The sequence below is a fragment of the Novosphingobium sp. fls2-241-R2A-195 genome, assembly GCF_030209485.1.
GTDB classification, from domain to species: domain Bacteria; phylum Pseudomonadota; class Alphaproteobacteria; order Sphingomonadales; family Sphingomonadaceae; genus Novosphingobium; species Novosphingobium resinovorum.
Genome location: NZ_JARVRY010000006.1, coordinates 156,565 through 168,770 on the forward strand (window position 1 = coordinate 156,565; position 12,206 = coordinate 168,770).

A 12,206-nucleotide genomic window follows, 5' to 3' on the forward strand; every position below is an offset into this window, starting at 1 on the left:
CATTATTGCCATGCGTAAAATCACCGGATCGGTTGTGATACGGGATCATTTCGCCCGACATGTGCACTTTTCATAAAGACTTGGATAGTATCAGAGACCGCTTGCGAGCCCCCCGTTCTCGAATTGCAGACGCGCACACCATGAACGTTGCCGGTCAGTATCCCCTTCGCGTCGCGCAGTATCTGCGCCTGCGAGAGCACATACCACCGCTCTATGGACTGCTTTCGATCAACGCTGCCGTTCTGGCCTTCACCCATCGCCATCTTGCTCCGCCCCTGCTGGTCTACACCATCCCAGGCATCCTGATCACGGCGTGCGTTCTGCGCATGATCCTCTGGACCCGCCCCGTCAGGCCTTCGGATCTGGAACTCGAAGCGGTCGACCGGCGACTGCGCCGCACGCATGCCTTCGCCGTGATTTTCTCGATGGCGTTCGTCGCCTGGTCGCTGACGCTGGACCAGTATGGCGGACCCTACGAGCATGGCCACGTCGCCGTCTTCGTCTCGGTGACCGTACTGGGCTGCGTGTTCTGCCTCAATTTCCTGCCGCGCGCGGCGCTTGCGGTCTGCGTCACGGTTCTGGGCACTTTCCTCACTTATTCGCTGATCACGGGCGGCGAAGTGCTGATCGCCATCGCCGCCAACATTACCCTCGTGGCCATCGGCATTCTCAAGATCCTGGGTGATTCCTACCATTCCTTCGTTGATCTCGAGGCATCCCAGCGCGCTCTTACCATAGAGCGCCAACAGGCACAGGCGCTCGGCGAGGAGAACGCCCGCCTCGCCCAGACCGACGCGCTGACCGGAATGCCCAACCGTCGCTTCTTCTTCACGACGCTCGAGGGGCTGCTGGAGCACGCCGGGCCCGAGGACCGCTTCAGCGTCGGGCTCATCGACCTCGACCGTTTCAAGCCGATCAACGATACTCATGGCCACGCCCACGGCGACCGGCTGCTGCAGATCATCGGCGCTCGGATGAACGCCGCTTGCCCCGCCGACGCCATCGTCGCCCGGCTCGGCGGCGACGAGTTTGGGCTGATCGTCATGAGTGGCCCGCCCGAAGCCGAGCGCGTCGCCAACGACTTGTGCCGCGCCATCCGCGAACCCGCGCGCATCGGCGATATCCTAGTCTCGGTCGGCTGTTCAGCTGGCCTCGCGGTGTATCCGGAGACCGCCGCCAGTGCCAACCTGCTGTTCGACCGCGCCGACTTCGCGCTCTATCACGCAAAGAACCACAAGCGCGGCCAGTGCGTGCTGTTCTCGCAGGAACTGGAAAGACTGATACGCAGCGAGCAATCGCTGGACGCTGCGCTGCAGTTGGCTGACCTCGAAAGCGAGTTGTCACTCAACTACCAACCGATCGTCGCAACCGACGACCTCGACACCATCGGCGTCGAATGCCTTGCCCGCTGGCACTCGCCGCGACTGGGCCACATCGCGCCCGAACTGTTGATCGCCTCGGCGGAGCGCGTAGGCCGCGCTCGCGAAGTCACTCTGACTCTCTTCGGCAAAGCACTCGATGCCTTGGCGCGGCTGCCGGCGGGCTTGCGCCTGTCGTTCAACCTGTCGGGCAACGACATCTGCAACCCACAGACGATCGATGCCCTGCTCCAGCGCGTCGCGGCCTCCGCCTGCGATCCGCGCCGCGTGCTGATCGAGATCACCGAATCCTCGCTGATCTCGGAGTTCGCCATCGCCAGCGCCGCTCTCGAAAGGCTGCGACAGACCGGAATGCGTATCGCCCTCGACGATTTCGGCACGGGATATTCCAGTTTGTCGTCGCTCCACCAGTTGCCGCTGGACATGGTGAAGATCGACCGCAGCTTCGCGGTGCGGCTGGACGAGGCATCGGGCCGCCGCCTGATAACGGCGATCCGCCACCTCGCCCGCTCGCTTTCGCTGGAATGCGTGATCGAAGGTATCGAGACAGAGAACCAGCTCGTAAGCGCACGGCTGGCAGGTTTCTCATTGGCGCAAGGCTATTTCATCGCACGGCCCATGACGCTGGAGAGGGTGCTGGATCGCCTCGCCCAGCCGGGCAGCGCGCGCTGGAATGCCGTCGCCGGGTAAGGATCAGGTCGGGCGGCGCACGCCGTAATCGATGCGGATGCGGACCCATTCGCCGACTTGCGGCTTACCGTTGATGCGCGGCGGGATCACCTGGAACTGCCACGCCGCATTGAGCACCGCGCGCCCATAGCCGGAACCGCGTGGCGATTCGCCGAGGATCTGGCAGTTCTCGACGTGATAGTGATCGATCGTCTGGCAGGCGACCATGCCCCAGCCCTCGGGCGGAGCATTGGCGGGCATGTAGCCGCCGAGCTGCGCATCGGTGGGCCTGCGGAACCAGTCTGCATTATAGAGCGTGGCGCCGCCCGGCCCCTCGCCGGGGCCATACGTGGAGCCACTGTTGCCGCCGCCCGAGGGGCTACCGCTGCCCGAACTCTTCATGCCGCCGATGTCCGCCGCCGCCATGTCCGACTTGGAGAGCTTGAGAAAGCTGAAGGCGGGTTTCTCGGCCGTCTGGGTCGGCTTCTCGACCGGCTGGACCGGGGTCTCGACCTGAACCTTGGGCTGCTCGACTTGGTCCTTCTCGACCTTCTCCGCCTTCTTGGCGGGTTCGGGAGACTTGGCGCCAGTATCGGCGTCCTCGCCCTCGACGTTGAAGGTGACGGGGTTCTTCGCCTTCTCGCGCAGAGGGGCCACCGCCGTCTGATAGATCGCGATCAGCAAGGCGATCACGATGATCGCCGCCGACAGCAGTGAGGAGATCAGGCGTTGGCGAGGCGAACCGGATTGGTATCCGCCCCTGTCGGCGTAGGAGGGCATGGCACGCCTCATTAAGCGAGCCGTGCTCGCGCTGCAATTACGGCTTTGTTGCAGAGTGTCGCAATCTCTGTGGACTGTGGCTCCGGCGCCCGTCCGGAGGAGCGAGCCTCAGCTCAATACCGCCGCGCGACGGCGAACTCCACCGCCTCGGCCATGGCGTTGCGTGCCTCGCCCGCCGGGAAGCCTGCAATCGCGTCGATCGCGCGCTGGGCGTAGAGCCGTGCCCGCTCGCGGGTCGCCTCGACGCAGCCATGGCGGTTGATCAGTTCGACCGCATGAGCGAGGTCTTCGTCCTCGGTGCGGAAACCGGCGATGGCGTCCTCCCAGAACTTGCGCTCCTCGGCATTGCCGCGCGCGTAGGCGAGGATCACCGGCAGGGTCATCTTGCCCTCGCGGAAATCGTCGCCCTTGTCCTTGCCCGATTCGCCGACGTCCGAATCGTAGTCGATCGCATCGTCGACCAGCTGGAACGCGATGCCCAGGTTGCGGCCATAAGCGTCGAGCGCCATTTCCTCCGCCTCGCTCTTTTCCGCGACGATCGCGGAAATGCGGGTGGCGGCGGCGAAGAGCGCGGCGGTCTTGGAACCGATGATCTGGAGGTAATGATCCTCGCTCGTCTCGATCCGGCGCTGCGCGGTCAACTGGTCGACCTCGCCGGCCGCGATGATCGAACTGGCCTTGGAGAAGACCCGCAAAACCTTGAGGCTGCCGTCCTCGACCATCAGTTCGAAGGCCCGGGTGAACAGGAAGTCGCCCACCAGCACCGTCGCCGGATTGCCGAACACGATGTTCGCGGCAGCCTTGCCCCGGCGCATGTCCGAACCATCGACGACGTCGTCGTGAAGCAGCGTGGCGGTGTGGAGGAATTCCACCGCGGCGGCCAGCTTGTGGTGGCGGTTGCCCTGGTAGCCGCACAGCTCCGCAGCCGCGACCATCAGCATTGGGCGCATGCGCTTGCCGCCGCCCGAGATCAAGTGCCCGGCAAGGGCCGGAATAAGGGGAATCTCACTCTGCATGCGGTCGAGAATGACGGCATTGACGCTGTTCATGCCGGACGCGGTAAGCGCCAGCATGGGAGCCAGGGAGGGTTGCTGCCTGCGCGTCTGCAGGGGGACGATATCTGCGCTCATCGCTGCGCGCTTTGGGCTCAAGGCGACCGCAACGCAAGTGCAAACGGTATCAACCGTGGCCGCAACCGGATTGGCAGAAGTGGGAAACCCGTGCTAGCGGGCGCTGCGATGACTCAGCAGACTTCCTCGACCGTCGGCACCGTCGACCCCGTGCTTGCGGGCTTTCGCTCCAGCATCGACAACATCGATGCAGCCTTGATCCACATGCTCGCCGAGCGTTTCCGGATCACCAAGGCCGTGGGCGAATACAAGGCGAAGACCGACCTTCCCGCCTCCGACCCCGGCCGCGAGGAGCGCCAGATCGCCCGCCTGCGCAAGCTGGCCGAGGACGCGCATCTCGACCCCGATTTTGGTGAGAAGTTCATCCGCTTCGTCATCGACGAAGTGATCCGCCACCACGAGCGGGCGAAGAACGAGGGTTAGGTTCCTCCCCGAGCTTGTCTCGGGGAGGTGGCAGCGACGTAGGGGCTGTGCCCTCTCCGCCTCCACCACCGACTTCGTCGGCGGTCCCCCTCCCCGAGCAAGCTCGGGGAGGAATTAGCGACTTACTCTTCCACCAGACCCTGCAGGCGCGCCATCAGCGTCTGGATGCGCGTCGCCGCCTCGGTGAAGGTCGCGACGTCGTCGCGGTTGCCGTTGCCGCGCGCTTCCTTGGCCGATTCGAGGTAACCCTCGAGATCGACTTCCAGTGCGTCGACCAGCATTTCGATCTCGTCCGAAGTCAGCGGGACGTTGATGGGCTTGCTCATGAATGCTCCTGAATTGGCTATGCGGCGCAGATAGCCGCCCTGCCCGCGACCGCAAGCCGTGACAGGAGCGGTTACCCCGAAAAATGTGCCGGGAAACGTCTTACGCCCCAGTCCGCGGCAGCTTCAGTTTCACCAGCAGCCCGCCCAGATCCTCGCTCTCGTCTAGTTCGACGGTGCCGCCGTAAATCTCCACCACATCGCGCACGATCGCAAGCCCCAGGCCGGTGCCGGGCTTTCCGGTATCGAGCCGCGCGCCGCGATCGAAGATACGGGTGCGCTCGGCCTCGGGGATGCCCATGCCGTCGTCCTCGATCCAGATTTCGCAGAACCGCTCGTTCTTCGCCGCATCGACGGTGACGAAGACGCTGCCGCCGCCGTACTTGGCCGCATTCTCGATCAGGTTGCCGAGCATTTCCTCGAGGTCCTGCTTCTCCATCGCCACGATGGCGTCGTGGTTACCGTCGAGATCGAGGCGGGTCTGGTCGTAGAGCCGCTCGACCGCGCGCATCACCGCCTCGAGGCTCGGCCAGACCTCGGCACGTGACTGGCCGACAGCGCGGCGCCCGACGGCGCGGGCGCGGGCAAGGTGATGGTCGACCTGACGGCGCATCACCGCCGCCTCGCGAATCACGGTGTCGGCAAGGTCCGGCGCCTGTGCCGTGGCGGCGTTCATCACCACCGTCAGCGGCGTCTTGAGGGCATGGGCGAGGTTGCCCGCATGGGTGCGCGCCTCCTCCGCCTGCCGCTCGGTATGAGCGAGCAGCGCGTTCAGTTCGTTCACCAGCGGCTCGACCTCACGCGGGAGCGGATCGTTGACGCGGCTGGAGCCGGTGGTGCGCAGCTTCTGGATCGCGCGGCGCACATGGCGAAGCGGAAACAGGCCGTACCATGTCTGCATCCCCGCCATCAGCAGCAGGCCGACGCCGAGTGCGACGAAGCTGTAGACCAGGATCGAGCGGATCATCTTGATCTGGTCGTCGAGGTCCTTGCGGCTGGCCGCGACGGTAAACATCCACTTGGCATCGCTGCCCGGCAGGATGATCGAGCGCTCCATCACGCGAAGCGGCTCGCCCTCGAACTGGAAGCTGTCGTAGACGTGGGTTTCGGCGTCGAAGTGGCCGTCCGGCACGTTCAGGCTGCGATCCCACAGCGAGCGCGAGGGAAAATCCTCGTGCCCCTTGGCGCGAATCTGCCAGTAGAGGCCGGAATTGGGTTCGAGGAACCGCTGGTCGCCCAAGGGACGCAGGAAGAAAACCTCGCCGTCCTGCGAAATCTCGGCCGAGCCGATCATGCCGGTCAGCATGTAGCCCAGCTGTTCGTCGAAGTTGCGCGTGACGATGCCGGTGACGGTGTGGTCGAGCGCCAGTCCGCCCGCGAGCAGGAGGAATGATATCCACCCCGCCGCGATCAGCATCATGCGCCGCGCGAGCGAGCCGGTACTACCGGCCCGCTTCACGGGCGCCTGAGATGGGGCGGCGTCAGCCGCGGCCGGGTTCGGCGGGATCGTCGAGACTGTATCCAAGGCCGCGGATCGTCGTGATGACATCGGCACCCAGCTTCTTGCGGATGCGCGTGACGAAGACCTCGATCGTATTCGAATCGCGGTCGAAATCCTGATCGTAGATGTGCTCGATCAGTTCGGTGCGGCTGACCACCTTGCCCTTGTGATGCATCAGGTAGGACAGCAGCTTGTATTCCTGCGCGGTCAGCTTGACCGGCTCGCCAGACAGCGTGACGCGGCCCGAGCGGGTGTCGAGGCGCACCGGCCCCGCCGTCAGCTCGCTGGAGGTATTGCCCGAGGCGCGGCGGATCAGCGCGCGCAGGCGGGCGATCAGCTCCTCGGTCTGGAACGGCTTGGCCAGATAGTCGTCGGCGCCGGCATCGAGGCCCGCGACCTTGTCCGACCAACTGTCGCGCGCGGTCAGCACCAGCACCGGGAACGTGCGGCCCTCGCGGCGCCACATGCCCAGCACGGTCAACCCGTCGATCTCGGGCAGGCCAAGGTCGAGGATCACCGCGTCGTAGTCTTCGGTGGAGCCGAGGAAATGCCCATCCTCGCCATCGGCGGAGAGGTCCACGGCATAGCCGTTCTGCTCCAGCGTGGTCTTGAGCTGGTTGCCCAGGGTGGGCTCATCCTCGACGATCAGGATGCGCAATGTACCGTCCTCCTAACATGAACGAGGTTGAGATGGGCCGAAAGGGTGAAACGGTCAAGCAACAGGGCGTCGCTAAGTTCCCGGCCCGTTCCCGTACGAGCGCTCTAGCGCGACTGGCCGATGATGCGCCCCGTCCGGGCATCCACATCGACGAAATATACCTTCCCGTTCTTGATGAACTTGAGGCGATAGGTCATCGCCGCCGGGTCGTACTCCGGCCCGATGTACTGCATTCCCGACATGCGGGGCAGTACTTCGCGCTCGATCTCGCGCGGGGGCAGCACGTTGCCGGCGCGGCGCTCGCGCCGCAGTTCGCCCTGCTCGCCGCCGGAAGCATGCGCCACCGGAACAATCAGAGCGGGAAGCACGGCCAGCGCCGCAAGGAGGGTCGAAATCCTTTTCATCACGGCTTCGGTGCCTAAAGTTGAAGGCTTGAACAAGTCCTGAATGTGGCGGGAAGGTGGCAGACAGGTTTCCGGTGTGGCCGATGGGCAACGCAAACCTGATCCTCCCTGTCGCGCAGCGATGGGGAGGTGGCAGCCCGCAGGGCTGACGGAGGGGGCGCGTATTCCCCCTCCACCACCGACTGCGTCGGCCGTCCCCCTCCCCATCGCTGCGCGACAAGGAGGATTTGCGGCCCTTCCCTTCCCCGCCGCTCCCCTGTAGGGCGCGGCCCATGGCACTCGCACCGATCCTCAGCTGGGAAAACCTCGGCCTCGTCCAGGGCAATGGCTGGCTCTTTCAGGGCCTCGACATCAACGTGGGACCGCGCGACCGGCTGGCGCTGATCGGCCGCAACGGCGCCGGCAAGACCACGCTGCTCAAGCTGCTGGCGGGCATCGTCGATGCCGACAAGGGCACCCGCTCGGTGCAGCCCGGCACGCGCGTCGTCACGCTGGAGCAGGACCCGTTCTTCACCGGCTACGACACCCTGCTCGACTTCGCGATCCACGGCGATGATGCGCCTGCCCGGCACGAAGTCGAGGCGATCGCCGACCAGCTCGGCATCGACCTCTCGCGCGAAGCCGCCAGCGCATCGGGCGGTGAACGCCGCCGCGCCGCGCTGTGCCGTGCGCTGGCGATGGAGCCCGACCTGCTGCTGCTCGACGAGCCGACCAACCACCTCGACCTCGCCGCGATCGACTGGCTGGAATCGTGGCTGCAGCGCTACAACGGCGCCTTCGTGGTCATCAGCCACGACCGCACCTTCCTCACCCGCCTGACCAACGCGACGCTGTGGCTCGACCGCGGCGGCCTGCGCCGCAAGGACATCGGCTTCGGCGGCTACGAGGCGTGGGAAGAGGAAGTCTACGCCGAGGAAGCGCGCGCAGCGCAGAAGCTCGACGCCAAGCTCAAGATCGAGGCGCACTGGCTGGAACGCGGCGTAACCGCGCGCCGCAAGCGCAATCAGGGCCGTCTGGCGAAGCTGTGGGAAATGCGCGCCACCCGCGCCGCGATGGTCGGCCCGCAGGGCGCGGCCAAGCTGGAAGTCGTCGCCAACGACAGCAAGACCAAGTCGGTGATCGTCGCCGACAAGGTGACCAAGGCCTTCGGAGACCGCACGGTCATCAAGGACTTCTCCCTGCGCATCCAGCGCGGCGACCGCATCGGCATCGTGGGCGCCAACGGCTCGGGCAAGACCACGCTGCTCAAGCTGCTGATGGGCGAGATGCAGCCCGATTCCGGCACGATCACGCAGGCCGCCAGCATGGAGCCCACCGTGATCGACCAGCAGCGCAGCCGCATGGAGCCGGAAATGCGCATCCGCGACGTGCTGGCCGAAGGCAGCGACTGGATCGACGTGCGCGGGGTGCGCAAGCACATCCAGGGCTATCTCAAGGACTTCCTGTTCGATCCGGGGCTGGTCGAAGCCAAGGTCGGCACCCTCTCGGGCGGCGAGCGTTCGCGCCTGCTGTTCGCGCGCGAATTCGCCACCACCTCCAGCCTGCTGGTGCTCGACGAGCCGACCAACGATCTCGATCTGGAAACGCTCGACCTGCTGCAGGAAGTGATCTCGGACTACGACGGCACCGTGCTGATCGTCAGCCACGACCGTGACTTCCTCGACCGAACAGTGAACATCACGCTGGGCCTCGACGGCTCGGGCCACATCGACGTGATCGCGGGCGGCTATGCCGACTGGGAGGCCAAGCGCCGCGAGCGTACCGTGGGCGCGGCAAAGAAGGCCAAGGCGGAAACCGCAGCCGCCGCGCCGCAGATGCCCGCGAAGAAGGCCAAGCTCTCGTACAAGGACCAGCGCGACTACGAACTGCTGCCCAAGCGGATCGAGGAACTGGAGGGCCTGATCGCGCGCGACGAGACGGCACTGTCCGACCCGGCGCTCTATACGCGCGACCCGAAGAAGTTCGCCGCGCTGACCGACGCCATCGCCAAGGCGCGGACCGAGAAGGACAACGCCGAGGAGCGCTGGCTGGAACTGGCTGAGCAGGTCGAGGGCTGAGGCCCTTGTTCTGCCCCCCGTTCGTCATTGCGAGCGCAGCGAAGCAATCCAGGGCGGTTTACGCCACTCTGGATTGCTTCGCTGCGCTCGCAATGACGAAGTATCTGATGCCGTCTTGCCAAACCCCGCCAATCGGCCGATAGCCCTCTCAAACCAAATCGGTTACAGAGGCTCCGCATGATAAACCGCATCCGCGACATCCGCCGCCAGAAGAACATGACGCTGGCCGACGTGGCGCTGGCCTGCGATCCGCCGACCACCGCGCAGACCATCGGTCGCCTCGAAACCGGCATGCGCAACCTGTCGCTAGTATGGATGAACCGCATCGCCGCCGCGCTGCAGGTGGAGCCGGAAACGCTTCTGCGCTCCGAAGGCGCCGAGCCCGCCCGCCTCGTCGCCACGCTGGGCACCAAGGGCGCCGAGGCGCTGAAGAAGCCGGTCGATGCCGTGCTGCCCAACGATCTCTCCGCCGACGCGCCGTGGGTGGTCGTTTCCGTAGACGCCGCCGTCGGCGAATACCGCGAGGGCGACCAGCTGTGGCTGCGCCAGCACCGTCCGGAAGAGGCCACCGACCTGCTCAACCGCGACGTCCTCGCGCCCATGCAGGGCGGACGCTTCGCGTTCGGTCGGCTTACCGAGGGTAGAGCACAGGCCGTCACCCTCCTGCCGCCCGCCGCTGGCAAAAGCCCGGTCGCGGTGGAACAACCCGCCTGGCTCGCGGTTGCCGAAATGCTGGTCCGCAAGCTCTGATCCGCAAGCTCTGACTCTCGGCCGCCACGGGAAATCCATGCACGTCCTGTCCATCGCCACGCTGTTTCCCAACCCGGTGAAGCCCTCGTTCGGGGTCTTCGTCGGCAACCAGATGCGCGCAGTCGTCGCCAGCGGTCAGGTGGAACTGACGATGGTGAGCCCCATCGGCATCCCGCCCTGGCCACTCTCCACGCGCGAGCCCTACGCGCGGCTAAAGGACATTCCGGAGGTGAGCGACGCGGTGGGCCTCAAGGTCCACTACCCCAAGTTCACCACGTTCCCGAAAGTCGGCGGTGACACCAATCCGGGGCGCATCGCCCGCACCGTGCTGCCGCTGGTGCGCAAATTGCACAAGGAGAAGCCCTTCGACCTCGTCGATGCGCAGTTCTTCTTCCCGGACGGCCCGGCCGCCGCGATCGTCGCGCGCGAACTGGGCATTCCGCTGACAATCAAGTCGCGCGGAGCGGACATCCATTTCTGGGGCCAGCGCCCCCATGCGCTGAAACAGATGCTGGAGGCGGCGCACCAGTCCGCCGGGCTGCTCGCGGTCAGTCAGGCGCTGCGCGAGGACATGATCCAGCTCGGCATGCCCGCCGACCGGATCGATATCCACTACACCGGCCTCGACCGCGAGAAGTTCCATCCCATCGAGCGCGGCGCCGCCCGCGCTCTCGTCTCGGCGATGCCGAACCTTGGCATCTGGTCGGAAGGTCCGCTGCTGGTGACGCCCGGCGCGCTGATCCCGCGCAAGGGACAGGCGCTGGTGATCGAGGCGCTGTGTCGCCTGCCCGAAGCCCGCCTTGCGCTGGCTGGTAGCGGCGAGGACGAGGCACGGCTGAAAGCCCTCGCCCAGCGCCTAGGCGTGGCAGAGCGCGTGCAGTTCCTCGGCCTCGTCGATCACGAACTGCTGCCGCACGTCCTGTGCGCGGCGGACGTGCTGGTGCTGCCCTCGGCCAGCGAGGGGCTGGCGAACGTGTGGGTGGAGGGCCTCGCCTGCGGCACCCCGATCGTCATCCCCGACATCGGCGGCGCGCGCGAGATTGTCAGCGACGCCAGCGCCGGGCGCATCGCCGAGCGCACCCCCGACGCCATCGCGGCAGCGGTGGAGGACATCCTCGCCGATCCGCCGACGCAGGCGCAAGTGGCCGAGCACGTCAGCCGCTTCTCGTGGGGCGTCAATGCGGAGAACATCGTACACTTCTGGAAGGGCGTGCTGGGGCAGGACGAACCCGCCCCGGAGCTTGAGGAAACCGCCTAACTTTTGCTTCGTCATTGCGAGCGTAGCGAAGCAATCCAGGGCAGCCTCATACGGCCCTGGATTGCTTCGCTACGCTCGCAATGACGGATTTCAGAGCGACGAGCCGCCGTCCAGCACGAACTCCGCGCCGGTGGCGAAGGCGCTTTCGTCGCTGGCGAGGTAGAGACACAGCGCCGCCACTTCCTCCGGCTTGCCGAGACGGCCGATCGGGTGGCCCGCGACCCATTCGGCATAGAGCTTTTCGGGCTGGTCGGACTGCGCCAGCACTTTGTCGAGGATCGGCGTGTGGATCACGCCGGGATGCACCGAATTGCAGCGGATGCCGTACTTCTCGTGCGCGTAGTGCAACGCGATCGACTTGGTCATGTGGGTGACGCCCGCCTTCGCGGCGTTGTAGGCGGCCAGATAGTCCCGGGCACGGATGCTCGCCATCGAGGCGATGTTGATGACCGAACCGCCGGTGCGCTTCATCAGCGGAACGACATGCTTGCAGCCAAGGAACGGCCCGGCAAGATCCACGTCGAGTTCATGGCGGAAAGCGTCCAGAGTCAGCGCCTCCACCGAACCGACGGTGGTGATCCCGGCGCAGTTCACAAGCACATCGAGGCGATCGTGCAGTTCCTCCGCCCGCGCGAAGGCGACGATCCACTGGTCTTCCTGCGTCACGTCGAGGGGGACGAAATGCGCCGCCGCGCCGAGGTCGGCGGCCAGCCGCTCGCCCGCAGCCGCGTCGATATCGGCGACCAGCACCGCCGCACCCTCGGCTACGTAGCGGCGGACGATCGCCTCGCCCAGCCCCGAGGCGCCGCCGGTGACCAGCGCCACCTTGCCTTCGATCCGTCCCGTCATTCCGCTCTCTCCGTTTTTTCTCTGC

12 protein-coding genes are annotated in these 12,206 nt (G+C 66.0%); 5 read left to right on the top strand and 7 right to left on the bottom strand.

What is annotated here, in order from left to right; all coding sequences use genetic code 11:
• The first annotated feature begins 140 nt into the window (after window positions 1–140).
• On the top strand, window positions 141–2,069 hold the full coding sequence (locus QRN25_RS05975; RefSeq protein WP_271181648.1) for a putative bifunctional diguanylate cyclase/phosphodiesterase: 1,929 nt from the start codon (window positions 141–143) through the stop codon (window positions 2,067–2,069).
• A gap of 3 nt (window positions 2,070–2,072) precedes the next feature.
• Here the strand turns inward: QRN25_RS05975 and QRN25_RS05980 are convergent, their stop codons facing one another.
• Window positions 2,073–2,828 (bottom strand): energy transducer TonB, encoded by a 756-nt coding sequence (locus tag QRN25_RS05980; RefSeq protein ID WP_285017978.1) that lies wholly within the window; start codon window positions 2,826–2,828, stop codon window positions 2,073–2,075.
• A gap of 113 nt (window positions 2,829–2,941) precedes the next feature.
• A complete protein-coding gene (locus QRN25_RS05985) occupies window positions 2,942–3,958 on the bottom strand; it encodes a polyprenyl synthetase family protein (protein ID WP_037520943.1) in 1,017 nt (338 codons plus the stop codon).
• 108 nt (window positions 3,959–4,066) lie between these two features.
• Between QRN25_RS05985 and QRN25_RS05990 the strand changes: the two genes are divergently transcribed.
• The gene (locus QRN25_RS05990) at window positions 4,067–4,381 is read left to right on the top strand and encodes a chorismate mutase (RefSeq protein ID WP_008832035.1); all 315 of its coding nucleotides are present in this window, start codon (window positions 4,067–4,069) and stop codon (window positions 4,379–4,381) included.
• Between the two features lie 122 nt (window positions 4,382–4,503).
• Here QRN25_RS05990 and QRN25_RS05995 read toward each other — a convergent pair whose 3' ends face one another.
• The 4 genes from QRN25_RS05995 to QRN25_RS06010 form a co-directional block, all read right to left on the bottom strand.
• Window positions 4,504–4,707 (bottom strand): hypothetical protein, encoded by a 204-nt coding sequence (locus QRN25_RS05995; protein ID WP_008832034.1) that lies wholly within the window; start codon window positions 4,705–4,707, stop codon window positions 4,504–4,506.
• 100 nt (window positions 4,708–4,807) lie between these two features.
• Entirely contained in the window at window positions 4,808–6,124 is a 1,317-nt protein-coding gene (locus tag QRN25_RS06000; RefSeq protein ID WP_231958208.1) for a sensor histidine kinase, read from the bottom strand.
• A 61-nt stretch (window positions 6,125–6,185) separates the two neighbouring features.
• A complete protein-coding gene (locus tag QRN25_RS06005) occupies window positions 6,186–6,863 on the bottom strand; it encodes a response regulator transcription factor (RefSeq protein ID WP_008832032.1) in 678 nt (225 codons plus the stop codon).
• Between the two features lie 104 nt (window positions 6,864–6,967).
• Window positions 6,968–7,267, bottom strand: coding sequence for a PepSY domain-containing protein (locus QRN25_RS06010; RefSeq protein WP_008832031.1), 300 nt, complete (start codon window positions 7,265–7,267; stop codon window positions 6,968–6,970).
• A 272-nt stretch (window positions 7,268–7,539) separates the two neighbouring features.
• Here QRN25_RS06010 and QRN25_RS06015 point away from each other — a divergent pair, with 272 nt between their 5' ends.
• The 3 genes from QRN25_RS06015 to QRN25_RS06025 all read left to right on the top strand — a co-directional run bounded on the left by QRN25_RS06015 (window position 7,540) and on the right by QRN25_RS06025 (window position 11,332).
• A complete protein-coding gene (locus QRN25_RS06015; protein WP_285017981.1) occupies window positions 7,540–9,324 on the top strand; it encodes an ABC-F family ATP-binding cassette domain-containing protein in 1,785 nt (594 codons plus the stop codon).
• A gap of 177 nt (window positions 9,325–9,501) precedes the next feature.
• A complete protein-coding gene (locus tag QRN25_RS06020; protein ID WP_285017983.1) occupies window positions 9,502–10,074 on the top strand; it encodes a helix-turn-helix domain-containing protein in 573 nt (190 codons plus the stop codon).
• A gap of 37 nt (window positions 10,075–10,111) precedes the next feature.
• The gene (locus QRN25_RS06025; protein WP_271181653.1) at window positions 10,112–11,332 is read left to right on the top strand and encodes a glycosyltransferase; all 1,221 of its coding nucleotides are present in this window, start codon (window positions 10,112–10,114) and stop codon (window positions 11,330–11,332) included.
• 90 nt (window positions 11,333–11,422) lie between these two features.
• Here the strand turns inward: QRN25_RS06025 and QRN25_RS06030 are convergent, their stop codons facing one another.
• Entirely contained in the window at window positions 11,423–12,181 is a 759-nt protein-coding gene (locus QRN25_RS06030) for a glucose 1-dehydrogenase (protein WP_285017986.1), read from the bottom strand.
• Between the last annotated feature and the right edge of the window lie 25 nt (window positions 12,182–12,206).

What these genes read in the sequence shown, in the direction of transcription:
- QRN25_RS06015 (WP_285017981.1), top strand. Translation starts at nt 7,540, where the DNA reads ATGGCACTCGCACCGATCCTCAGCTGGGAAAACCTCGGCCTCGTCCAG.
- QRN25_RS05995 (WP_008832034.1), bottom strand. Translation starts at nt 4,707, where the DNA reads ATGAGCAAGCCCATCAACGTCCCGCTGACTTCGGACGAGATCGAAATG.
- QRN25_RS06020 (WP_285017983.1), top strand. Translation starts at nt 9,502, where the DNA reads ATGATAAACCGCATCCGCGACATCCGCCGCCAGAAGAACATGACGCTG.
- QRN25_RS06010 (WP_008832031.1), bottom strand. Translation starts at nt 7,267, where the DNA reads ATGAAAAGGATTTCGACCCTCCTTGCGGCGCTGGCCGTGCTTCCCGCT.
- QRN25_RS06025 (WP_271181653.1), top strand. Translation starts at nt 10,112, where the DNA reads ATGCACGTCCTGTCCATCGCCACGCTGTTTCCCAACCCGGTGAAGCCC.
- QRN25_RS05985 (WP_037520943.1), bottom strand. Translation starts at nt 3,958, where the DNA reads ATGAGCGCAGATATCGTCCCCCTGCAGACGCGCAGGCAGCAACCCTCC.
- QRN25_RS05975 (WP_271181648.1), top strand. Translation starts at nt 141, where the DNA reads ATGAACGTTGCCGGTCAGTATCCCCTTCGCGTCGCGCAGTATCTGCGC.
- QRN25_RS06000 (WP_231958208.1), bottom strand. Translation starts at nt 6,124, where the DNA reads ATGATGCTGATCGCGGCGGGGTGGATATCATTCCTCCTGCTCGCGGGC.
- QRN25_RS05990 (WP_008832035.1), top strand. Translation starts at nt 4,067, where the DNA reads ATGACTCAGCAGACTTCCTCGACCGTCGGCACCGTCGACCCCGTGCTT.
- QRN25_RS05980 (WP_285017978.1), bottom strand. Translation starts at nt 2,828, where the DNA reads ATGCCCTCCTACGCCGACAGGGGCGGATACCAATCCGGTTCGCCTCGC.
- QRN25_RS06030 (WP_285017986.1), bottom strand. Translation starts at nt 12,181, where the DNA reads ATGACGGGACGGATCGAAGGCAAGGTGGCGCTGGTCACCGGCGGCGCC.